The following is a 22,410-nucleotide window of genomic DNA, read 5'->3' on the forward strand; positions in this document are numbered from 1 at the left end:
CACACCTCCTATTGTCCCGTCATGATGCTGCGTATGGTTTCAAGCGGCGCTTTGGGCTTGCGATCATACGTCAGCAAGCCGTTGATCTCCTGCTCGACATCCGTCAGCTGCGTGTAGCAGTATCCCTGGATCACCGGGGAAGAGAACATGGGATCCACTACGGCCTTGAGCCGGATCAGGAAATCCTCCTCGTTCTCGGCTCCGGAATATCCCCAGCCTTCCCAATCGCTTTTCTTGAAGGCAATGCCGCCAAACTCCGACACCAGGATGGGTTGGCCTTCATAGGAAGCACCGCCGACGAATATCCTCCGGTTGGCCGGCATGGCTTCCACCGCCGATGCTGCTGTTGCATACCTCTTCTCCAGCACTTCCTGGCGGCTCTCGTAGTCATGAATCGTGACCAGGTCCGTGGTCATATGCTCCCATCCATCGTTATAAACAACCGGCCTGCTATCGTCCAAAGACTTCGTTAAATGATACATCGCAAGCCCGTGCTGCTGCTGACGCTTATCCAGCTGAACATTCGGAACTCCCCAGCTCTCATTGAGCGGAACCCAGGTTACAATGCAAGGATGGTTATAATCCCGTTCGATGATCTCCTGCCATTCCGCTGTGAAGCGGCGAACATACGACTCGGAATATTCATATGCGTTGGCCGCCTCGCTCCATAACAGCAGGCCGAGCTTATCGCACCAGTACAGGAACCTGGGGTCCTCCGTCTTCTGGTGCTTTCTCACGCCGTTGAATCCCATTTCCTTCGCCAGCTCCACATCGCGCTTCAAAGCCTCATCCGACGGCGCTGTTAGAATTCCCTCAGGGAAATACCCCTGGTCGAGCACGAGCCTTTGAAAATACGGGCGGTTATTCAGGCATAGCTTGCCGTTCTCGATTGATACCTTCCGCATCCCGAAATAGCTGGATACTAAATCGACGACGTTCTCATCCTGAACAAGGCGGAATTCGATTGTATACAGGTTCGGATGCTCAGGGCTCCACAGGCGTCCCAGACCATGATCCGTAAAATCACTCAAACCGATGGACCGCAGCTGCTCCGCGTTTCGAATTGCATATTGATCTTCGGCAACTTGTTCACCCTTATACGATACGGTGATCTGCAGCTTGAGATTCTCCATCGACTTGTAACCCTCAAGGAAGGTCCGAATGCGTATTTCGTTCCGGTCAATGTCGGGTGTCATCCTTATTTTTCTCAGATGTACCGAGGATACCGGCTCCAGCCACACGCTCTGCCAGATGCCGGTCGTACGGGTATAGAAAATGCTTGCCGAATGCTCAAGCCAGTACTGTTTGCCTCGCGGCAGGGTGACGTCTCGGCTGAAATCCTCCGCCCGCAGCACGATCGTGTTGCTTCCTTCCGCGAGCGCGGCCGTAATGTCGGCCTGGAACGGCGTATGCCCGCCTTCATGCATCGCCACTAAATGCCCGTTTACCCACACTTTGGCGAAATAATCCACGGCGCCGAAATGAAGCATAATCCGCTTCCCGTTCCAGTCCTGCGGCACGTCGAACGTTCTGCGGTACCATACCACATCATGAAAGGAAGGGTCGCCGATGCCGCTCAGCTTGCTTTGGAACGTAAAGGGCACGTTGATTTTCCGCGTGAAGGAAGCCTTCGCTTCCACCCGATGCCACCCTGCATCCTCGCCGATGGCTTCATCATCAAAACTGAAATCCCATTCGCCATTGAGGGTTAACCACTCTTTACGCTCAAACTGGGGTCTCGGATATTCATTGCGAACCGTTTGTGTCTTGCTAACTTCTGTCGTCAAGATGCAACTCACTCCTAATGATTCAGTCTCTCTATGTGCTCGTTTGAACGTCTAGCCTTTGATCGAACCCACATAAACGCCTTTCACGAAATACTTCTGCAGGAACGGATACACCATTAATATAGGCACCGTCGAAACCACGATCGCGCAATATTTAACCAGCTCCCGGAACGCGGTCGAGCTCTGGGCGCTGTTAATAACGACTCCGCCCGCGCTGCCGATCGTGGTGGCCGTCGAATCATTGGCAACCAGGATTTCCTTCATTAACAGCTGTAACGGAAACAATTCCCTGTCCTTCAGCAGAACCATCGCGTTAAACCAGGAGTTCCAATTCCCGACCAGATAATACAGGAAGATAACGGCCAGCGTGGCTTTCGACAGCGGCAGGATCACCGTGATCAGAATGTTGGCCTGGCTTGCGCCGTCGATCAATGCCGCTTCTTCCAGCTCTCTCGGAATCGATTGGAAGCCGGTTCTTAGAATGATGATGTTCCAAGTGCTTAAAGCGGTCGGCAGAATCATCGCCCACAGATTGTTGTACAAGCCGATGTCCTTCATTAACAGGAACCAGGGTATCAGCCCTCCGCCAAAGAACATCGTGATCGTAATCAGAACCATGATAAAATTCTTGAAATACAAGTCCCGTCTGGAGAGCACGTATGCCCCCAATATCGTCATGACCATATTGACCAAGGTGCCCAATCCAACATAAATGATCGTATTCATGTACCCCTTCAGCAGGCTGTTGTCTTTGAACACCAGCTTGTAACCGTCGAGCGTGAATCCCAGCGGCTTTAACAAAACCCCTTTATGCGCCATCAAGGCGCTGGGATCGCTGACGGAGGCAAACAAGATATGCAGTATGGGATAAAAACATACCAACGTTAAGGCGGTTAACAGCGTATAGTTCGTGAAGTCGAATACGCGGTCTCCTATGCTTTTATGCTTCCTTCTTCGTTTCACTTTGAGTTGCTTGATATCCTCCATAACCTTCCCTCTCTCTTACCATAAGCTGGATTCAGATCTGCGTTTCACGATGGTATTTGTCATCCATAACAGCCCGAAGTTTACGATGGAGCTTATTAATCCGACGGCTGTGGAATAACTCAGGCTGGCTTCCCTCAAGCCCCTGCGGTAAACATAGGAAGCGATGACATCCGCCGTATCGTAGATCAAAGGATTATAGAGCAGAATAATTTTCTCGTAGCCGGAAGCCATCAATCCGCCGATCGCAAAGATAAACAGGATGATGATGACCGGACTGATCTGAGGCAGCGTAATGTACCACATTTTTTTCACCCTGCCGACCCCGTCGATATCGGCCGCTTCATATAATGAAGGATCGATGGAGCTCATCGCAGCCAGGTAAATGATGCTGTCCCAGCCGATGCTCTGCCAGATTCCGGAGAAGGTATAAATCGGGCGGAACAAATTGGAGTACCCGAGAAGGGATGAGTAGTCTTTTCCCGTTATGAACGAAAGCAGCTGCGTAACGACCCCTTCATTGGCCGTAAAGATGTGAATGATCCCGCACACAACCACCAGTGAAATAAAATGCGGCATATACGTAATGGTTTGAACGGTCCGCTTAAATTTGGAAGAACGAACCTCATTCAGCAGCAAGGCCAGGATGATCGGTGCCGTAAATCCAAACACGATGCCCCAAACATTCAGCAGGAGCGTATTCTTCACGACTCTCCAAAAATAGGGTCCGGAGAAAAAATCGATGAAATGCTTGAAGCCCACCCAATCGCTGTCCGCGAAGCCCAGTAAAGGCTTGAAATCCTTGAATGCGATCATGACGCCCCACATCGGTCCGTAGCAGAAGATCAAGAACCACGCCACGACGGGAAGGGCCATCAGATAGACAAACCAATTCTTTCTGAGATCTTTTTGAATCAACCGTTTGGTATTCTTGGGCTCCGAGGGCGTCCGAACATGGCCTAGTTCCTTGTTTTTCTGTAATATCTCCATGAATCAACCACCTGTTCTTATTATGAAAACTATCGTTGGTTATACCGATCCAAGGCTGCCTGATGGAGACTTAGGAATTCGTCCAGCCCCATGCTCTGCGCTTCCTTCAAAAATTTATCGTAAGCATCGACCGGCAATTCGCCCATAATGATCTTGGCAAAGTATTCTCCGCGCAGCGTGGACAATTGGTTTCCAAGCTCGGCTTCGCGTGAGGCTTCTTCTTTCGTGAACGTGATCGGCGGCATCGCCATGCTGGTATCCATGTTTTCCGTCCAATCCTTTCGGATATCTCCGGAATAGCTTCCCTTCGCCGAAATCAACGGGTTGGCATTATGCTCATCGCGAATGTTCGGCCAACTGTGCCAGCGGTATTTCCAAAGTGTGACGTCTACCGGCTGACCGTCCGGGTCATTGTAGATGTAACTGTTTTCAGGATAATAAGGCATTCCTTGTTCATCCACTAAATGAACCGTGCCGTACTCGCCGAAGTTAATGAGCTCCCAGCCTTTTTTGCTGAAGTTGAAATCCAGCCATGCCATTGCAGCTTCGACATTTTTGCTCTGAGTCGTGATGGCTGCACCGGTTCCGGTTCTTTTGAAGTTTTTATAGGTGGTTGCGGATTTGTCCCCTTTATTCAGAACAGGATTCAGCGCCCCCACGAAATCAATATCGTTCTGCACCTTCCAATAGCTCCACATCGTATCCGGGGAGTCCATCATGACGGCCGTATCATCGGATATCGCGCTAGCCATCCGTTGATTGAAATCGGCGGTAGCCCAATCCCGATTCAGCAAGCCTTCCTTATTCCACTGCTGCATGGTCGCGAGATATTCCTTGGCTTTCGGTTGTGCAGGACCCCATGCGACTTTGCCGTTCTCATCCAGGAAGGTCCAGTCCCAGACGCCATATGCGCCATTAATGATGCCGGTAAAAATTTGGCCGTACGTCGATCCGTAATTCAGCGGCGCTTTATATCCGACTTCCTTGGATTTCTTCAGAAATTCATACCATTCGTCTATCGTCGTCGGGACTGGAAGTCCCGTCTTATCCAGCGCTTCCTGCTTGATTAATGTGCCGAACCAGATCCATTCGGAATATGGAGCGATCCCGTAGAAACCCAGCAGCCTGCCATCATCGGTCACGGTCGTTTTTCTTCTCGTTTCGTCCGAGTTGCGCCATGCCGAATAGTTCGGGGCATGCTTTTCCATCAGGTCGGTCAAATCGAGGTAAGCGCCGTCGTTTACCCCCGCTTCCAAGCCTCCCGGATAACGGCCCGGGTCAATGATGATATCCGGCAGCTCGCCAGAGGAGATCATCAAGGTGAAGGCATCCGCTTCCTGCCCGACGGGCGGCGTAATGAAGTTCACTTTAATGCCGGTGAGCTTCTCCACCTGCTTCTGAACCAAGTGATTATTCATATCCGGGATGTTGGAGTTGGCAGGCATCCATACATCCAGCACCACATCGCCTTTGACGGGATAAGCGGAATAATCGCTTGGAATGACTTCGTCAAATACATCACCGAGGTATGTATCATTGAGTGTGCCGTTGACCTCATCGATTTGTTCCTGTGTCGGCGCTTTATTGCCCCGTATGTCCCCGCTGATATCTTCGAACGTCACCTCATTCTTCTCTACGCTTTCCTCTTGGGTTACGGTATTGTCTGGCTCGTCACTTGCCTTGCCGCTGCAAGCGGTTACCGTCGAAATGATCAATATGGATATGAATAACAGAGTGAAATAACGTTTCATCGTTCTGTTCATGCTTAACCTCCCATGATATGAATAATTACGAGCACCCTCCGCATTAGCGCCCCAGAGGATCTATATTCCGTAGTTTTTCAGAGGTGCCAGTTTAAAACTTGCTATCTATCATCCTTCATCTTCGCCGTGTCTAAGCACCCCCAATCCGAAATGCAAATCTTCCTCATGGTCATTCCAATGGATCCCCTTTTTCACATGGTAATTGACGGCATTGCCAACCTCTACACACTCATTTAATACAATTATCCTGTATCTTTAACCGAAGTATAAGTTTATAACACTATTCTGTCAACGCTTTCATACATAAAATCCGTAACTAAATTTATTATTTTTTTAAAATCCGCACTTTTAATTTCAGATATCGGAAACAATCCATAAACTTAATAACCCTTATGTAAAAAGGGAGCGCCGTTTTATAACCACGATTTTCGTTATGGATATGTGTGTCTTACACGTTTTACTCTCATTCGTAATAAACCCCCATTCATTACAGATTATCTGTAATGAATGGGGGTTTATCGAATTCTATGAATATTCACTTACACCCTTCCAGCATTTGCAGCCTCTTGCCACTATCATCTACTCTTGGATCTCGTTATGAATCCGCATACATTATTCACCGGACGGTTTGGCCAGAGACTCAGACTCGCCGGCGGGTACGCCGAAATCCGGAGTTCCATCCGGCTTCCAGCCGAATTTCTGAATGCGGGTTGATCGCAAGACCGTATCTACTCCAGGCGCTGGAAGCGCATGGTAGACAATCCAGTCCTCCTTGCCATCCGGAGATTGCGTGAAGCTGTTATGGCCGGTAGCATACACCCCGTTTTCCACGCTTTTGCAAAATACAGGCTCCATGGACTTAGTCCAGGAAAGCGGGTCCATCGGATCCGCAGTTTCCTCCATCGTGAGCATCCCCAGCGCATAATCCTCAGACCATGTGGTGCTGGCCGAGTATACTAGGAAGATGCGGCCGTTTCGCTGAAGGACGACAGGTCCTTCGTTAATGGCCATTCCGCCTTGTTTTTCCCAGGATAGGGTCGGGGCAGTAAGTAATACATGATCTCCCGTCAATGTCCAAGGGTTTGTCATGCGCATGATGTATATAGCGGACCCATAATCCGGGAAGTGACCGTACCCGGCATACAGGAAATAAAGCTGATCCCCTATGGACATAACCGTACCATCCAGGCCGGGGACGGGAGTCGGCAGCGCACCCTTCCATTCCCACTCGCCTTCCATCGGATCAGGCTCCCCGTTCTCCAGCACGCATATTTGGCGCGACTCGTCGCCTCCCCCATCATTTGCCGTGAAATAAATGTACCACTTGTTGTCCACATAATGAATTTCCGGCGCCCACAGGTTATGACTATGACGTCCACCGGCTTCCGGAGTCCAGATCGTTTTCTTGCGACCCTCCGCAAGGCCTGTTAAGGTAGCGGATTGCGTCAGCTCCAGATATCCGCGTCTCGTCGACATAAAGTAATAATAGCCGTCCGTATGCTTCCATACCCAAGGATCGGCTGCTTGCTCCACAATCGGATTATTGAATGTTGGTCCATGCACCATCTTCTTATCCCCCTTATCCCTTGAATTTCCTGGTTTTTGATCAACACTACGGCAATTCAACCCTTGACTCCCTTAAGCTCCCCACACCTCCCCCGAAAAGTTAAACCCAATCTTACTGATGTCTTCCAGCCTTGTCTATACGCAATTTAGGTGTATTTACCGCGTTAGTTTATGTGACATATCTAGTTATAGTGAAGTATTGAAGGCCAAGCATCTATTACCTTCTGAAGAAAATTGACGGCGTTTCGATGCGTTTATTGGAAATTCGCTAGGGGCTGCACGATCAAAAAAAGCTGATCCCGAAGGATCAGCTTTATCGTGAAATCGATCTCGCCAAACGAAACCCGAGATCCTCAATCCGAAACGTCGGGTGGCTTCGACGGCGGCATGTCGCCCCGCAGCCCCTGGCCTCTTCCGCCCAGCTTCCGCCGCGGAATACTCTGTACGAGCCGTATACGTCCGGATCGTACACATCCCAGCACCACTCCCACACATTTCCGAGCATATCGTAAAGGCCCCATGCATTCGGACGCTTTGTGCCTACCTCATGCAGGGCTCCCCCGGAATTCCCTTCATACCAAGCGATGTCATCAAGTTCTCCGTAACGATAGCCATCACTCCCGGCTCTGCACGCATATTGCCACTCCGCTTCCGTCGGAAGGCGGTATCCATCCGCCTCCCAGTTACATATAACACACTCACCATCCTTCATGACCGAATAACATTCGTCCAGACCTGAGTGTCGAGATAGCACATTACAGAATTCAATCGCATCATTCCATGATACATCCACGACAGGAGCCTGCATGACCTCAGCGAATCCGGTTGATTGTGGCATGAGCGAGTAATATAAAGCCTCTGTAACGGGAACCGGTGCAAGCTGAAAAGCGTTCACTTCAACCGCCCAAGAAGATCGGATACGGTCGTCCCTTAATTGAATTTCGCCTGCCGGAATGCTCACCATCTGGTATTCTTTTGGATTAAATCCAGGTGCTGACAATGATCTTCCTCCCAGTTTTCATCTCTTAGTCCACCCTGCTTAACCGTTCAATCCCTTGCTGTTCAGTCGGCAGGAAAAAGAAGTCGTTCCCCTTATTGCATTCATATATGAAATCTTGCAAGCTTTGGCTCGGGTACACAGAAAAATCACCGATGATCGCAACCTTCACATGGTAATTGATATACTTCTGAAGGATTTCGCCTGCAAGGCGGGTCTTCAAATCGAAGAAGGCTTCGCTGAATATCGATTGATTCATTACCATACGATGGCTGCCCGTTTCATATTGCACGGTTGCCATAAGATCCAATGCAGACTGAACATCCTCAATTAATATTTCATTACTGCTAACAACCGCTATCGTTCCTCCATCTGTTTCAATCTTCTCTATATTCATAGTCACCCTCCTGTTATGGTAAGTCTTCTTACATAATCCTCACATATGTACCGATTGTCGTCGCCGTTGGCTGGCGGAACGTTAGCAACTCGAAAAAAACTCAGACCTATAGCCATCGCCAGCACACCATAGGCAGCACTGTGTGGATCCTCAACGGACATCTGTCCCGCCCGATTACCATATTCCATGATCTTGGCGATGCCTTGGAGATCCGTCTCGTAGCTCTTCGATACAACTTCCTGCAAATTGCGATCCAGCATGGCCTTTGAGTAAAACTGGACAAAGAGCTTGGCTTGATCCGCAAGCGGAATATACATCTTGTCGACCCCGTCCAGCTGCGACACATTAATCGTGCGATCCGCGTCATCACTGAGCGGGGGAAGTATAAACTTCAGGGTAAGATCCATCATTTCACCCGGTGTCATCGTATGCTCAATGCCTGATTCGATCTTCAGTCCATAGTACGCCAAGAACGATTTGAAGGCTTCGATCGTCAGATGATCCTTGTTTTTGAAATAATATGTGACAACTCCCTTGGAACAGTTCGCATGATCGGCAACCTTATCCAGCGTCATCCCGTCAATCCCATACATGCTGATGCAGGTTAACGTGGCATTAATGACCTCTGCCCTGCGCTTCGGTCCCATTCCTAATTTGGGCATGATTTCTTCACCTGTATCTTTGTATTTTATTTATACTGAACAGTCGGAATAAAAAGAGTGTACACAAGGATGGCACATATTGTCAATGGAGGTTTATGATCAGTCCCAGCGCGACAGCCCTTTTTGTTTATAAATCGCAGGAATGGAATGCTCCTATATAAAAAAAGAGATATTTCCTTATTCAGAAAATATCTCTTTGAGTGTTACACATCCTTTATCTCAGATCAGACTCGAAGCTTGCAGCTTTTCCGAGTTAGAATTGGAATAAAAGTAGATACACGCTGTTATTTCCCCGCCAAAAACTCATCCAGCTGACGCTGGATCTCAGCGACATAGTCATCAATGCCCGCCGCCTTCAGCTTCTCGATGGCTTTGGGATACTCCGTCTCAAAATCGACGAAACCGGAACGTATAGCGGCTAAATCCTTACCTGCGACTTCTTTCAGGGCCGTCTCGATTAACTTGACCTTTTCATTGTTAAATCGGAAGCCCAATGAATCGGATCGGATAGCCTGTTCATCCCAGCTCTTGTACTTATCGATGGACTCTTGCGCCACACTCGGCCCGAACAATTGGTAATTTTGGTTTCTAAACATCCATTCATAGAAGAATTCGCTAGCGGTGAGCTTATTGATTCTTCCATCCACAATCTCGTAATCCTTGCCTTCGACGCCATAGAGAGCAAACAGATAATTCTCCTGGGATTTATAAATCCAGTTCACGAACTTCATCGCGCCTTCCGGATTAGGAGCATTGACAGGTATGCCCAGCACTTCTCCGCCTGCGGCTGTCACATAACGCGGTTTATCCTCGGCTAACAGATACGTCTTCACCTCGGCATCCGGCGCATTGGCTTTGATGGCATCAACGATTTCCATTTCCTTACCCAAAGATCCTTCAACCCATAAGTATAAGCCTGTCTGCATGCGGGAGTCTCTCTCGTTATATTTGATGGTCAAATCCTCTGTATACAACCCTGCGTCATACATGGAGTTATTAAACTTCGCGACTTCCTGGAACGCTTCCGTTTCATAGTAGCTGTATGCTTTTTTACTCTCTTCCCCGAATACGACCAAATCTTCTACGGCGATCCAGTTATATTGTTCATCGGTAAAATATCGGGTCAACGGTTTAAAGACAATATCGGCGGGTCCCTTCATTTCAGGAAATTTCTCTTTCGCCCTTGTTGCGAATTCCTTTAAGTCGTCTGCTGTCTTCAAGTCCGTCATCCCTACCGCTTCGAGGATATCCTGACGAACGGCCACCAGCTGGTACATGGCGGAGGAGGGTGCGTAAGCGGATGGAATGCCATGAATCTTCCCATCGATCGTTGCCCCCTGAAGCTGCTCCATCGGCAGGACCTTTAGCATATCCTGACCATATTCCTCGATTAAATCATCCAATACCATGGCTTGTTTCTTGTTGACGATGGTAGAAAGGTCCGGGAGACCGTCCCAATATAAATCGATCGGTTCATTTGCGGCCAGCATGATATCTTTTTGTTCCCAATACTGGGCCCACGGCACAAATGTGACTTCGACCTTCAAACCAAGATCGGCTGCCATCTTCTCGGCAAACTCGTTGTCCAGAAATTCGCTCATGCGATCGCTTCGCTCCCCCGGATACAGAATCGTGACGGTTTCGAGCTTGGCTGCCCCCTCTTTTTTGTCGCTGCATCCTGCCATAACCGAAACGGACGCCATCAATAAGACCAACAAGATCAGCATTGTCCTTGCTTTCATGAAAGACCCTCCCTAATAAAATGGTTTATCTATGTTAAAAGCCGATATCGGCCAGTAACCATGCAGGCGTCTATTCTTTGACGGCACCAGCCATAATCCCGTGCACGAAGTATTTTTGAATGTAAGGGTAGAGGAAAATGATCGGGCCGATCGTAATGACCGTAATGGCCATCTTCACGGTCTCCGCAGGCAGTGTAATGTTGCCTGATGCCCCTGATGGAATTCGTCCGGAGCTTATCGCATTGACGTTCGACAAGATGTTGTAGAGGAAATACTGGAGCGGAAATAAATCGCGATCATTAATAAAGATCAGAGCATGCCACCAATCATTCCAATATTGAAGCGCATACATTAAACCAACCGTCAACAGTGCGGTCTTGCTTAATGGAAGAGCGATTTTTACATAGATCGTAAAATAATTGGCGCCGTCCATCTCGGCCGCTTCATATAAAGATGGAGAGATGCTTGCAAAGTACGTTCGCATCAGAAACATGTTCCAGACGCTGAATATAGACGGCAGGATCAAGGCCAGAATGCTGTTCTTCAGTCCATAATAATTGACGCTGACCATGTACCACGGAATGAGGCCAGCCGAGAAAATAATCGTAAAATTGCTAATGAAGGCGAGTACGTTACGGTATTTCAGCTTTTTGATCGATAGGGAAAAGGCAATCATGCTGGTAATCAGCAGCGCCCCCATCGTCCCCACGGTCGTTACAAGCAGGGTCACGCCATAGGATTTGAGCAATTTCATTCCACTATTAACAAAGATATATTTATAGGTATCCAAGCTGGGGCTCAGTGGGATGATCGAATACCCGTTTCTCGCAACGGCCTGCTCCGAAGAAAAGGACACGCTTAACGTTAAAACAAGGGGATACAGACACACGAGCGCGAATAAGCCAATGAAACCGTAGGCAAAGGCTATCACCAATTGATCGCCAAGCAATCTATTCTTTTGTTTCATCAAAATAGACCCTCTCCGTCATTTATTTTCTTAGCCGATTGGTTTGCAGCCGTAATCAGGATCAATCCCATCAGTGACTGAAATAACCCGATTGCCGTAGAGTAAGAAAAGCCCAGCGTACGCATCGACTGGTAAACATAAGTATCGATAACCGTGACTTCTTCAGCCAGGACCGGGTTGTTGCCGACAATACCGTAAATCATCCCAAAGTCCCCGTAGAAGATTCGTCCGACGCTCAGCAAGCTCAAAACGATGATCGTCGGCTTCAGCATAGGCACGGTCAAGTAAAAAATCCGCTGCAATTTGTTGGCGCCATCCACCTTGGCCGCTTCGTATAAGCTTCCATCAAAATTGGACATCGCCGCCATATAGATAATGGAACTGTACCCGCTCCATTTCCAGACGCTCGACAGAATGATGATCCATTTCCAATACTTCGGCTCCGAGTACCATCTGATCGGCTCTGCTCCGAAGAACTCCAGAATATGATTGGCAACGCCCACATCGGTAGAGAAGATCCCGTACAGTATCGCCCCAACGACGACCCACGAGATGAAATAGGGAAAAAACATCATGCTCTGAGCGACCTTTTTGTAGGTTTTATGCCGGATTTCGTTGATCAGAATGGCTATGCTGACAGGAATGATAATGCCTAAGATGAGACCAAAAAAGTTGATGTACAGCGTGTTATAGGTAACCTTCCATCCCATGCTGTTTTCCGAGAAAAAGTATTTGAAATTGTCCAGACCCACAAATTCACTGCCGAAGATGCCGTCAACCACATTAAAATCGGTAAATGCCATCCATATGCCGGCAAACGGGATATAAGAGAACATGATCAGCACGATCAGAGCAGGCACGCACATCAGATACAGTATTCGGTTTTTCGTTATTTCATGTAGAAACCCCTTAACCACGGAACCCATTCCATCACTACCTTTGCAATGTGATTAAACGATTATGCCAAAATGCTCTGCTGCAGCCTCTCCTTAAGCTGATCCAGATCGATCACGGTACCAGTAATTCTCGCCTCTTCCGCGGCATAGGCCATGATATGGCTTTCGACGGACATGTCGATGGAGGATCTGCTGCTGAAGTCGGCATTTCCCAAATTCTCCAAAAAGTCGTTCATCAGACCGGTATCGCCGCCGTTATGTCCGCCGCTCACCGTTGCTGGCCGAATGACGGTTTGCTGAACGGGTTCTGCCATATTGGAGTTAAAGCGGGTGACTTCGATAATGTTCAAGTTATCGTCGCCTCGAATTTCCCCATGCTCGCACATGATTTTGAGCGTACGGTACATTTTGTTGGTGAATCCGCTTAAATTAAACGTTGCCGTTACTCCGTTCTTGAACTCGATCACGGTGACTTGATGGTCGCACACATCATTGTCAAGCCGATAAACACAGCGTCCGTAAGGACTCGTTGCGAGCGCTTGGAGCAGTCCCTCTTCGCTCTGATCCGCCGAAATGACGGTAGCGGGCCACTGGCCCCTTATAGGCAAATAGGCTTTTCTCGCATCGAATCGGCAGTTCGCTGCTACCTTACAGTCGAGGCATCGTTCCGCGCTTCCTGCCGGTGCATTCTCCGCCTTAAAATAAGTCAGGCTGCCATAGGAAGAGATCCGTTTCGCTTGACTGTCCACCAGCCAGGCCAAAATATCCATGTCATGGCAGGACTTCTGCATGATAATTGGACTGGCCAGGTCGCTTCTCCTCCAGTTGCCTCGTACAAAGGAGTGTGCCATATGGAAATTGCCGATGTTCTCGTTGTGCTGTATGGTCACGATCTTGCCGAGCTCTTGGCTATCGATGATTTTCTTGATTTCCGCAAAGAAGTTCGTATATCTGAGCACATGGCATACAATCACTTTCCGGCCTGTTTCATTGGCTTTTCGTTGTATTCTCAAGCTTTCTTCCGGACTTGGCGAAATGGGCTTTTCCAGCAAAATATCATAGCCAAGATCAAGCGCTCTCATCGTTTGCGCGTAATGATCGCGATCCATGGAAGAAACAATGACGGCATCGCAAATTTTGCCGAGCCGATAAAATTCATCTACGGATTCAAATTGTTTCTCCAAAGGAATCCGAAACTCGTCCGCTGCCGCCGTTCTTCTGCTGTCATCCGGTTCAACGACCGCAACGATGTCCTCGCTTGGGTATGCATGCCTTGCGTAGATCATGCCTCTTTGTCCTGCGCCGATTAATGCTAACTTCAAATCCATAACCTCCAGCAAACTCGTATTTGTCCTAACCATCTTGTTCGAAACATCTATTCCTGTTCCGGAATCACGGGATCTTCCAAGGGGTAATATCCTTCCGGATCATAGTCATCCCAAATATTCCCAAGCGGATCCTCATCGGATATTTCGACTTGGATCATGCCTGCCTCATAATATCCATCCTGCTGCGGGTTCTGTATATGCAGGGGGATATACGACCGGTCTTCGAAAAAGAGTGCTATACTCAGCGTATATTCTCCCGGTAACATATCCTTCAAGGGGACCATCTCATTATGGACAAGGTCCCCGGTTAACCAGGAATGCGTGGCGGCGTGCAGGGGATATTCATAGGAAACCTCCCCCTGCTGTAACTGCACCCATAACTGAAAATCCCGGTATATTCTCGAGCTGCCCTCGTTGACAAACCAGAAACGCAGCGGCAAGCTTCCACGACTATATACCGTTTTCGGATACGTCAGTCTGCGTAAAGTTAGATGATATCCAAGTCCTATATTCAGATTGGAGAGGGCGGCGTGCCAGCGATATGCCTCGCGTCTGGTATGAGGACCGCAAACGTTATCGGTCACATCAAGGACCACCTGGTAACGCTTCCATACCTTCTGCAGCCTATGTATGGCAAAAGCCTCACAGCATTCGATCCAATTCTCCTCACCGCACTTCACCAGCAGGCCAAATCCGCGGCCGCGGTCTCTTACATGTTGAATCAATCTGTCATTCTGCAGTTCGGCTAGCAGCGTCTGCTTCTCAAACGATTCCACATAAGCGTTCCATTCTTCCTTACTGTCAGCTAAGGTTGATATCAGAACGGCTGTTAAGCGTCTGTCGGAGTCGATATAACTCCCGACTTTTCGGACCAAGGCCGCAAAACAATCAGGTTCATAACCCTGAACCCAGATCGGCAATTCCGGTACCAGGACAAGAATGGGATTATGGGCCGTACGCAGTGCTTCTTTGATCGCTTCAAGCCTGTATTCACCTCGAACCGGCTCAAGCGCTCTCCAGAAAAAGGAGACGTATTCGAATGGACCCTGGCTTCCATCAAACTCCCGATTCAATAAGGGCTGCGGTCGGATTTTTACGGTTTTATACTTCTCGTAATTTTCAAGCGAGTATTTCCCCATCCTCTTCTCTCCCTTGCAAATGGCTGTCAACGGTGCGATGGAATTGCTCGATGTCTGCATCGGTTATGTACGGCCGGCTGCCAATCTTGTCGATATCCTCCCGCAATACAATCATGCTTAATGTGTTAAAACGGGCTCCCGTCTCCATATACGCCGCAGCTGCTTTTTGCAGGGAGGTTGTATATTCGCCTGGGTTTCGGACCGGGTCTGCCTTCCTGTCCCCAAAGGCTTCATAACGCAGCATGCCGTCCCCTTCCATGGTCGGATAATTATAGAATTGTCGTTGAACGAGGACAATATTGCTTCTTTCATGATCCAGGATAAGCGACAACCTGGTATCATAAAGCCAGCTTGAGCTCCAGAAGCCTTTGATGGGTAACTCCGGAAAGTACTGGTCATAGAATGCGGCAGCCATCTCCATGGAATTCTTCAACCTGTCCGGCGTGTACCCGGGGCCGGATGGAATGTGGAGCGCTAACAGCGTATCCCCTGTTTGAAGTACCGGCTCCCATTCCTTCTTCAGGATCGGCGTCGTTTCTCTTTCAACGAATCCCATGGGATTTATCCGATTAGCGATGACAAACTCGGCATTCTCGTGCCATTCTGAGGTGAAGTTTCCTTGAAGATCATATACATCATTGATTCCGTTCCGTTGTCCATCGCTGCGAAATTCTTCGCCTGCGTGCCGAAGGGCAATAACCTCCTGCGTGTTCACATGACGGAACATGGTGAAAGGATCCTCAAATCGGTAGGGGATAAAATAAAACCGGTCTAACAGAAAGATGGAGCAGGTATAAAAATTCATCACCCATGGAAAATCATGAACCTTGGCATCGCCGTGCTGCACCAGTTTTTCCAATTGAAGTTTCAGGGGCTGTTGAGGGATCTGCTCGTAGTAAGCTTTAGGTATGGAACGTGCCTCCAGTTTCTTCATGGAAGGAACAACGCAGGCCAGCAGCAAAAGAAAGGAGTATAATTCTCCATATTGCGCCATGCAACCTGGCGTCATATTCGTATAATGGGTCTCATCACAGCGATTGCGCAAAGTGCACATATCCTCTACTAAAAATTGGGTAAAATGAAATAGTACGTCATCCTTTTCTATCGCCTCAACCCCCTGAACGAGCCATTGGCGGGTAGGTTCAGGAATTTGATACTGCTCAAAGATTCCGGACAAGAACTCCCGCGGGATGAGATGGGGCTTGCCATCCGGTTTATATCGATCATATTTAGCTTCCAACCCTTCTGGCAGGTAATCAAAGTTGCAGATTGCGATACACTCGTTAAACTTCAACAGACTCTCCATTTCCTTGTCTCCCCCGTTCAACTGTTAACTTGCCCATCGGGTAATAACCGTCCTTGTTCCCCTCGATGGCCAGCTGGATATTCCCGATTTCCTTAACCCCGGTTTCGATGCCAATCTCCAAATCATATTCGCCTTCGGACATATTACCAGGTAAACCGAAACCCTCTTCCCACACAATATCTTCGTCCGGCAGCCACTCCCTAATATCCTCTCTGCTGCGCAGCGTATAGGTTTGATCTTGGCCAGTAAGCCTCACAACCAGCGGATAAGGATTATAAATCGGCGCTACTCCTACATTAGCCCACAATGCACTGATTTTTAGCTGACCGCCTGCCTTCACCAACGAATCGTACGTGAGCTTTCTCAATTCAAAGCGGTATCCCATCTTGTTCAGCCAAGCCTTGACCTTCTCTTTCCACGGTTCGGGGACTACCGTTCCTTTATTGTTAAAGGATGAAATATGCCACTTCAGCGTTTCTTGAATGATATAATCCATATCCCAGCCCTGAAGATACCAATCATTCATGTGCCAGCATGCTTCAAATAGAACCGGAGCCTTCTCCCAGGCATCGCCCATCTTGAAATTCTGAATATTCTGGGGATAGAAATCCGTCATATGTGACCACTCATTTCCATGAAAGCCGCCCATATCACCCAAGCAATCGACGCGAAAGCCCACTTTGGCTTTGCGCTCCTTCATGATGCTGATCGACAAGGCATCATGCAGCAATGCTTGGAGAGGGGTTATTTTAAACCCATCCAGGTAGGCATCTGTAATGCGTTTAATGGCCTCCGGCTTTAAAAACTCCGTTCCGCCGCCTTCTCCCCAGGCCCCTACAATCGTCAAATCAACCGAGCTTATGACCGGATGTCCGTCAAACCGTGCGGCAAACGCTTTGATAAAGTCAGACCAATACAACACATAGGGTGTTGTCTCAGGATCTACTCTCCAGAACGGAAAGTCCGGCTCCTCCGGATGTTCCGCACGATACCAGGCGGGTATATCATCCTCTTCGCTTAACGCGTATGGGGAACAGCGAACCACGGCCGTACAGCCTATCGATTTGGCGTAGTCCAGCCTCTCCTCAAGAACTTCCCACCTGTACTCTCCTTGGCGAACTTCCAGGTCCCGCCAGCGCACGCTGCAGAAATACACTTTGCTGTCGGGATGATTGTACGTTCTGCTGTCTTCCGTGAACTTATATTTCTTGTGCTCTTCCCCTCGATTGTCGCAGATCCGACCCAGGTCTCCCATTAACCCTGGTGCTGCCGTAAAACCTATGCCCGGGTTGTTTAGGATGTCTTCTAACATCATGGGGTAAACCGTTACTGCTTTGTTCATGTTTTAATCCGCCCCCCGCCGCCTGCTAAACAAACTCTCTTGTTTTGTTACGTTAATATAACGTAACAAATCGACGTGATACTTGTAACGTTTCGTGATTTCATGTTATATCACCCCTGCGTATCCTTGCAATAATAATTTTGGTTTTTTTTAAAATTTGTAGTAACACAGCACGGCAGAAACATGTTATGATTGATTTTAATCATGAATATAGATACACTTGAATAACGTAACGATACTACGCAACAAATAACGCAACAAGACATTTATCAAGTCCATCATTGTTTACCATGTAACATTCCTATAAACTCTAAATGGTGACTATTCGTAACTAAAAAGGAGAATGTGTTTATTTATGAGTACCATTCGGGATGTTGCTAAATTAGCAAATGTATCTACCGCCACCGTATCCAGAGTGTTAAACAATGATACGAAATATAAAATTACGGACGAAACCCGGGAGCGGGTGTGGCAGGCTGTTACGCAGCTCAACTATAAAATCACTTCAAGTCCCAAGCGGAAAGTTGTAACCACGGAACATTCCGACAGCAAGTCGCACATCAAAATCGGGTGTGTATTAAGCGTTACAAAAGATAAATACAACGATCCTTATTTCATGTCGATTTTATCCGGCGTGGAAGAGCGATTGCTGAGCGCGGGATATAGCATTTCCTTTATTCGGACTGGAATTGAACTGAATGACAGCAAGATTTTATTCCATACATTCAGCGAACCGATTACCGGCCTGATTCTTATGGAATCCTTGAACGGCGAAACCTATGAGTATATACGCAAGCAGGTTCCTTATATCGTGGGGATTGATACCGAACGCGGGGATATCGATAATGTGGGCTATGATCATTACAATGTCGCTTCGATGGCCGTCAACCATCTCATTGACAAAGGTCACACCCGGATTGGATATATCGGGGGAAGCGGATTAACGAATAACTTGAAAGACAGCCGCCGTTATCGAGGCTACTACGCCAGCATGCATGCTGCCGGAATGTCGGTGAATCCCGATTGGGTTATTGATTGCATGTGGGATGAAGCGGTCTGCATTGAAAAAGTGAATCATTTATGCAAAACCAAAAATTGCCCGACCGCCTTCTTTGCAGGCAGCGATCTAATGGCTATGGCCGCCCTCAACGGCTTGTATAACAACGGCGTTTCCGTTCCTGATGAAGTAGCCGTCATAGGCTTATCCAATATTGAGGTATCCAAATATTCCAATCCCCCCCTATCAACGATCGACGTACCGACAAAAGAAATTGGCATGGTTGCCGTCGACAACCTGATCGACCGAATAAACGGAAATCAACTGCTGCCTAAGAAAGTGATTTTGCCTACCCGTTTGGTCGTACGAAGTTCTACTTAATGACTGCAACAAAGACGAGATGAATATGTTCTTTGCCCCATAGACCCACTGCACAAGAAGCACCCGACACGGTGCTCTTTTTTTCATGGTGGATGCGGGAACTTCAATTGGAAAGGGGGTGAACGCTTCAGATTCGGTAGAATGATTTCTACCGTTAATATAGAAGTTTGGACTTGCAGGCTTTATGACATCCATCATTTTGTGAGGAGGTTTGACATGAAAGCATGGGGTATCAAAATGAAGTTGACGCTTACTGTTTTTACGATGACGGCCATTCTTATTGCCTTATTCCCTTCTCCCCTCTTTATTTCGACCGCGGAAGCAGCCTCCATCGTTATCGATGGTAATCCGAGCGACTGGGATGGGATTCCGGTTATTTCCACGAATTCGGGAACCGCTGGCGTCCTAAAAGCTTCCCACGATGACAGCAATCTGTATCTGCTTGTTGAAGGCACCGGCCTTAGCACCACCATGGGGAGCTTCTGGCTGAATACGGACAAGAATACTTCGACCGGATATCAAGCCTTCGGATGGGGGGCGTCCGGTATTGAATGGCTCCTCGAGAATCAATCGCTATACCGCTATGCAGGAAATGGCAGCAGTTGGAATTGGGATTGGTCTTCCACCCTCCCTTCTTCTCAATACGTACGCACCTCATCTACTATTGAAGCTGCCCTCCCTCTCGCCACGCTTGGACTTGCAACAGGCAGCAGCGTGAACATTGGTTATCTGGATAACAACTCGGATATAAACCGACTGCCAGCGCAGAACCAGCCGCTTCCCGTTTATACGATTCATGAGGGAAATCCCGGAGAAGAATGGATCGAATTTTACCCGAGCGAGCTGGATGATCCACTCAACAACCCGTTTAAGGGCTGGGCTCCTTCAGCGAAATCAACCCATTACCCTCAGGATCACCGTCTCGTATATGCCGGTGTCACCTGGAAGGAGTTAGAGCCAACCAAAGGCAACTATGATTTCAATGCGATTGAAGCGTCCAACCATTTCGACTATTGGCAAAGCCGCGGAGTCAAGGTAGTCCTTCGCATTATTCTGGATAGTCCTTCCGGCGTGCCTCACCGGGACATTCCTGACTGGCTATATCATGACATGGTAAGTCTGGGACAATCTCCAGGCAAGGCCTACCAGGATGCAACCGGAGGCATGGGAGCCGGCAACAACACGGGCTTCTCCCCCAATTACAGTTCCGAGTATCTGATCGCCAGACATAAGCTTGCCATTGAGGCGATTGCGGAGCATTACGACACAGCTGACAGCCCGATTGCTTTTGTACAAATCGGTTCGCTTGGCCACTGGGCGGAATTCCACACCTGGCCTTACATCGGACCGAACGGGGAGAGCAACTATACGGGCGCATTTCCTCCGAACGAAATATCCAATCAATACATTCAGCATTATATCGATGCATTTGCCGATCAGGAGGATCATACGCAGCTATTGATCAGACGAAGCGTGGAATTGGCCAAGAATAATAACAAGGGTCTGGTTCTTGGAATGTATAATGATATGTTCGGCGATCAGCCGAGCTTCGATTCCGAATGGGGATGGTATACCGGCACGCAGAACGGTTATTGGGATGATATCGGCCAGCAGCAGCCAAACCATGCCAACTTCTGGGACACGCGCGTCTCTGGCGGTGAATTTTACGGCGGCGCGTATGGCATGAATGCTGCACTTACAACTGGCAGCGGCTTCAATGAGACGCTGCGGCAGACCGAGCTCAGCAAACCGAGCTGGCTGGGACCGAATGCTCCGGCTTCCTTGGCGCTGGGCAATCCTTTGCAGGGCAATATGGATAGGCTGAAGAAACGAATGGGCTATCACTTTGTGGTGAAGAAGGCGGCATATCCGCAAGTGAATACCGGAGACGCATTAGATGTATCCATAGCTGTGGAAAATAAGGGGGTTCAGCACTTCCCGTTCAACTGGCCTGTTGAAATCCAGCTGCGCAGCGGCGGGAACATCGTGGCGCGTCAAACGACAACCGCAGACGTAACAACCTGGAGAACCGGCTTGCATACGGTCTCAGGCTCTATCTCCACCAACACGCTGGCAAACGGAACCTATGAGCTGACAATCGCCATTCTTGATCCGTCTACAAACCAACCTGGGGTTGATTTTGCTAATACGGAACGTCTATCAGACGGAGCTTATAAGATCGGTACATGGACAAAATAACGAAATCGGCAGACTGATATCCGAAACTATGAAAACAGCTATCGGGAATATCCCGATAGCTGTTGCTCGTCTCAGATTCCAATAAAACCACCCTCTGGCTGCGTGCTCCACAGTTTAGGTAACCATGTTCTTGATATGACTTCACTTCACACTCAAGCCTTTTGATGGTAAAATCCCCCTTGTTTTCCCTATGCTTCATTCCGGCCCATGCTATAATGGACTCACTATTTAAGCATGCGGAACAGGGGCGACTATTTCATGAATTCTCCTAAAACAGTACTGATCATTGAAGATGAGCAGGATATCTCTCGCATCGTGAACGACTATTTGCGTGTTCAGGGATTCAGCACATTCATCACGGAAAATGCCGGCGACGGATTGCAGGAAGTCCGCAACCGGCAGCCGGATTTTATCATTCTCGATCTGACATTGCCTGATGCTGACGGAATTGAAGTATGCCGCAAGCTCCGCACGTTGACGGCTGCGCCCATTCTTATTTTAAGCGCCCGCAGCAGCGATACGGACAAAGTGCTTGCCCTTGGTTTCGGCGCCGATGATTATATGACCAAGCCTTTCTCGCTCAGTGAACTGGTCGCCCGCGTTCAGGCACATTTGCGCAGAATTGCAGACCCGAAATTCCCGTCAGCCCTACAGCAGCGAGTGCAATTCGGCACCCTTTCGATTGATAAAAATGCCCGCAGGGTCATGGTCGGACAGCAGGAAATTTCGTTATCCGCCAAAGAATTTGATCTGCTTTACTTCCTGGCGTCTAACCCGAATCAAGTGTTTACCAAGTCGCAGCTGCTGGATCAGGTCTGGGGGTATTCAGCTTATGTCGAGGATAATACCATCACGGTCTACATTCGGCGGCTCCGCGAGAAGCTGGAGAGGGCCGAGATCAACTCCTCCTATATCAAAACGGTTTGGGGCGTCGGTTATAAATTCAACCCCGATGAGACGGTGTAGC

General features: G+C 48.6%; 18 protein-coding genes. 3 read left to right on the top strand and 15 right to left on the bottom strand.

What is annotated here, in order from left to right:
• Window positions 1–8 precede the first annotated feature (8 nt).
• The 15 genes from MKY82_RS25425 to MKY82_RS25495 all read right to left on the bottom strand — a co-directional run bounded on the left by MKY82_RS25425 (window position 9) and on the right by MKY82_RS25495 (window position 17,866).
• Window positions 9–1,787, bottom strand: coding sequence for a sugar-binding domain-containing protein (locus MKY82_RS25425; protein WP_194544062.1), 1,779 nt, complete (start codon window positions 1,785–1,787; stop codon window positions 9–11).
• A gap of 51 nt (window positions 1,788–1,838) precedes the next feature.
• Window positions 1,839–2,774, bottom strand: a complete 936-nt coding sequence (locus tag MKY82_RS25430) for a carbohydrate ABC transporter permease (protein WP_071223309.1) — start codon at window positions 2,772–2,774, stop codon at window positions 1,839–1,841.
• Window positions 2,775–2,789: 15 nt separating this feature from the next.
• Window positions 2,790–3,761, bottom strand: coding sequence for an ABC transporter permease subunit (locus MKY82_RS25435; RefSeq protein WP_071223310.1), 972 nt, complete (start codon window positions 3,759–3,761; stop codon window positions 2,790–2,792).
• A gap of 29 nt (window positions 3,762–3,790) precedes the next feature.
• Window positions 3,791–5,524 (bottom strand): extracellular solute-binding protein, encoded by a 1,734-nt coding sequence (locus tag MKY82_RS25440; protein WP_339219102.1) that lies wholly within the window; start codon window positions 5,522–5,524, stop codon window positions 3,791–3,793.
• A 612-nt stretch (window positions 5,525–6,136) separates the two neighbouring features.
• Window positions 6,137–7,090 carry a glycoside hydrolase family 43 protein gene (locus MKY82_RS25445; protein WP_220684209.1) on the bottom strand — a complete coding sequence of 318 codons (954 nt, stop codon included), beginning with the start codon at window positions 7,088–7,090 and terminating at the stop codon, window positions 6,137–6,139.
• Window positions 7,091–7,403: 313 nt separating this feature from the next.
• Window positions 7,404–8,054, bottom strand: a complete 651-nt coding sequence (locus MKY82_RS25450) for an SUMF1/EgtB/PvdO family nonheme iron enzyme (RefSeq protein ID WP_339296719.1) — start codon at window positions 8,052–8,054, stop codon at window positions 7,404–7,406.
• Between the two features lie 61 nt (window positions 8,055–8,115).
• On the bottom strand, window positions 8,116–8,484 hold the full coding sequence (locus MKY82_RS25455; protein WP_339294651.1) for a DUF4180 domain-containing protein: 369 nt from the start codon (window positions 8,482–8,484) through the stop codon (window positions 8,116–8,118).
• A 2-nt stretch (window positions 8,485–8,486) separates the two neighbouring features.
• The gene (locus tag MKY82_RS25460) at window positions 8,487–9,146 is read right to left on the bottom strand and encodes a TetR/AcrR family transcriptional regulator (protein WP_220684207.1); all 660 of its coding nucleotides are present in this window, start codon (window positions 9,144–9,146) and stop codon (window positions 8,487–8,489) included.
• A 284-nt stretch (window positions 9,147–9,430) separates the two neighbouring features.
• On the bottom strand, window positions 9,431–10,888 hold the full coding sequence (locus MKY82_RS25465; RefSeq protein WP_339294652.1) for an ABC transporter substrate-binding protein: 1,458 nt from the start codon (window positions 10,886–10,888) through the stop codon (window positions 9,431–9,433).
• Between the two features lie 70 nt (window positions 10,889–10,958).
• Complete coding sequence (locus tag MKY82_RS25470) at window positions 10,959–11,855, bottom strand: carbohydrate ABC transporter permease (RefSeq protein WP_071223322.1); 897 nt, start codon at window positions 11,853–11,855, stop codon at window positions 10,959–10,961.
• Window positions 11,855–12,781: an ABC transporter permease subunit gene (locus tag MKY82_RS25475; RefSeq protein ID WP_339294653.1), complete on the bottom strand. Its 927-nt coding sequence runs from the start codon at window positions 12,779–12,781 to the stop codon at window positions 11,855–11,857. Before MKY82_RS25475 ends, MKY82_RS25470 begins: the two co-directional genes overlap by 1 nt.
• 32 nt (window positions 12,782–12,813) lie before the next feature.
• Window positions 12,814–14,079 (bottom strand): Gfo/Idh/MocA family oxidoreductase, encoded by a 1,266-nt coding sequence (locus MKY82_RS25480; protein WP_339294654.1) that lies wholly within the window; start codon window positions 14,077–14,079, stop codon window positions 12,814–12,816.
• A 47-nt stretch (window positions 14,080–14,126) separates the two neighbouring features.
• Window positions 14,127–15,218: a DUF4832 domain-containing protein gene (locus MKY82_RS25485; RefSeq protein ID WP_339294655.1), complete on the bottom strand. Its 1,092-nt coding sequence runs from the start codon at window positions 15,216–15,218 to the stop codon at window positions 14,127–14,129.
• A complete protein-coding gene (locus tag MKY82_RS25490) occupies window positions 15,199–16,524 on the bottom strand; it encodes an acyltransferase domain-containing protein (protein WP_339294656.1) in 1,326 nt (441 codons plus the stop codon). The genes MKY82_RS25485 and MKY82_RS25490 overlap by 20 nt, the downstream gene beginning before the upstream one ends.
• A complete protein-coding gene (locus MKY82_RS25495) occupies window positions 16,502–17,866 on the bottom strand; it encodes a DUF4832 domain-containing protein (RefSeq protein WP_339219120.1) in 1,365 nt (454 codons plus the stop codon). The genes MKY82_RS25490 and MKY82_RS25495 overlap by 23 nt, the downstream gene beginning before the upstream one ends.
• Window positions 17,867–18,221: 355 nt before the next feature.
• Here MKY82_RS25495 and MKY82_RS25500 point away from each other — a divergent pair, with 355 nt between their 5' ends.
• The 3 genes from MKY82_RS25500 to MKY82_RS25510 all read left to right on the top strand — a co-directional run bounded on the left by MKY82_RS25500 (window position 18,222) and on the right by MKY82_RS25510 (window position 22,409).
• Window positions 18,222–19,244 carry a LacI family DNA-binding transcriptional regulator gene (locus MKY82_RS25500; RefSeq protein ID WP_194544074.1) on the top strand — a complete coding sequence of 341 codons (1,023 nt, stop codon included), beginning with the start codon at window positions 18,222–18,224 and terminating at the stop codon, window positions 19,242–19,244.
• 216 nt (window positions 19,245–19,460) lie between these two features.
• Entirely contained in the window at window positions 19,461–21,443 is a 1,983-nt protein-coding gene (locus tag MKY82_RS25505) for a DUF4832 domain-containing protein (RefSeq protein ID WP_339294657.1), read from the top strand.
• Window positions 21,444–21,701: 258 nt separating this feature from the next.
• Entirely contained in the window at window positions 21,702–22,409 is a 708-nt protein-coding gene (locus MKY82_RS25510) for a response regulator transcription factor (RefSeq protein WP_194544076.1), read from the top strand.
• The last annotated feature ends 1 nt before the right edge of the window (window position 22,410 follow it).

It is taken from the genome of Paenibacillus sp. FSL W7-1279 (assembly GCF_037969845.1).
Lineage (GTDB): Bacteria > Bacillota > Bacilli > Paenibacillales > Paenibacillaceae > Paenibacillus_AQ.

Coding starts and splice junctions, on each gene's coding strand:
- MKY82_RS25430 (WP_071223309.1), bottom strand. CDS start 2,774: ATGGAGGATATCAAGCAACTCAAAGTGAAACGAAGAAGGAAGCATAAA.
- MKY82_RS25435 (WP_071223310.1), bottom strand. CDS start 3,761: ATGGAGATATTACAGAAAAACAAGGAACTAGGCCATGTTCGGACGCCC.
- MKY82_RS25440 (WP_339219102.1), bottom strand. CDS start 5,524: ATGAACAGAACGATGAAACGTTATTTCACTCTGTTATTCATATCCATA.
- MKY82_RS25445 (WP_220684209.1), bottom strand. CDS start 7,090: ATGGTGCATGGACCAACATTCAATAATCCGATTGTGGAGCAAGCAGCC.
- MKY82_RS25450 (WP_339296719.1), bottom strand. CDS start 8,054: ATGGTGAGCATTCCGGCAGGCGAAATTCAATTAAGGGACGACCGTATC.
- MKY82_RS25455 (WP_339294651.1), bottom strand. CDS start 8,484: ATGAATATAGAGAAGATTGAAACAGATGGAGGAACGATAGCGGTTGTT.
- MKY82_RS25460 (WP_220684207.1), bottom strand. CDS start 9,146: ATGCCCAAATTAGGAATGGGACCGAAGCGCAGGGCAGAGGTCATTAAT.
- MKY82_RS25465 (WP_339294652.1), bottom strand. CDS start 10,888: ATGAAAGCAAGGACAATGCTGATCTTGTTGGTCTTATTGATGGCGTCC.
- MKY82_RS25470 (WP_071223322.1), bottom strand. CDS start 11,855: ATGAAACAAAAGAATAGATTGCTTGGCGATCAATTGGTGATAGCCTTT.
- MKY82_RS25475 (WP_339294653.1), bottom strand. CDS start 12,781: ATGGGTTCCGTGGTTAAGGGGTTTCTACATGAAATAACGAAAAACCGA.
- MKY82_RS25480 (WP_339294654.1), bottom strand. CDS start 14,079: ATGGATTTGAAGTTAGCATTAATCGGCGCAGGACAAAGAGGCATGATC.
- MKY82_RS25485 (WP_339294655.1), bottom strand. CDS start 15,218: ATGGGGAAATACTCGCTTGAAAATTACGAGAAGTATAAAACCGTAAAA.
- MKY82_RS25490 (WP_339294656.1), bottom strand. CDS start 16,524: ATGGAGAGTCTGTTGAAGTTTAACGAGTGTATCGCAATCTGCAACTTT.
- MKY82_RS25495 (WP_339219120.1), bottom strand. CDS start 17,866: ATGAACAAAGCAGTAACGGTTTACCCCATGATGTTAGAAGACATCCTA.
- MKY82_RS25500 (WP_194544074.1), top strand. CDS start 18,222: ATGAGTACCATTCGGGATGTTGCTAAATTAGCAAATGTATCTACCGCC.
- MKY82_RS25505 (WP_339294657.1), top strand. CDS start 19,461: ATGAAAGCATGGGGTATCAAAATGAAGTTGACGCTTACTGTTTTTACG.
- MKY82_RS25510 (WP_194544076.1), top strand. CDS start 21,702: ATGAATTCTCCTAAAACAGTACTGATCATTGAAGATGAGCAGGATATC.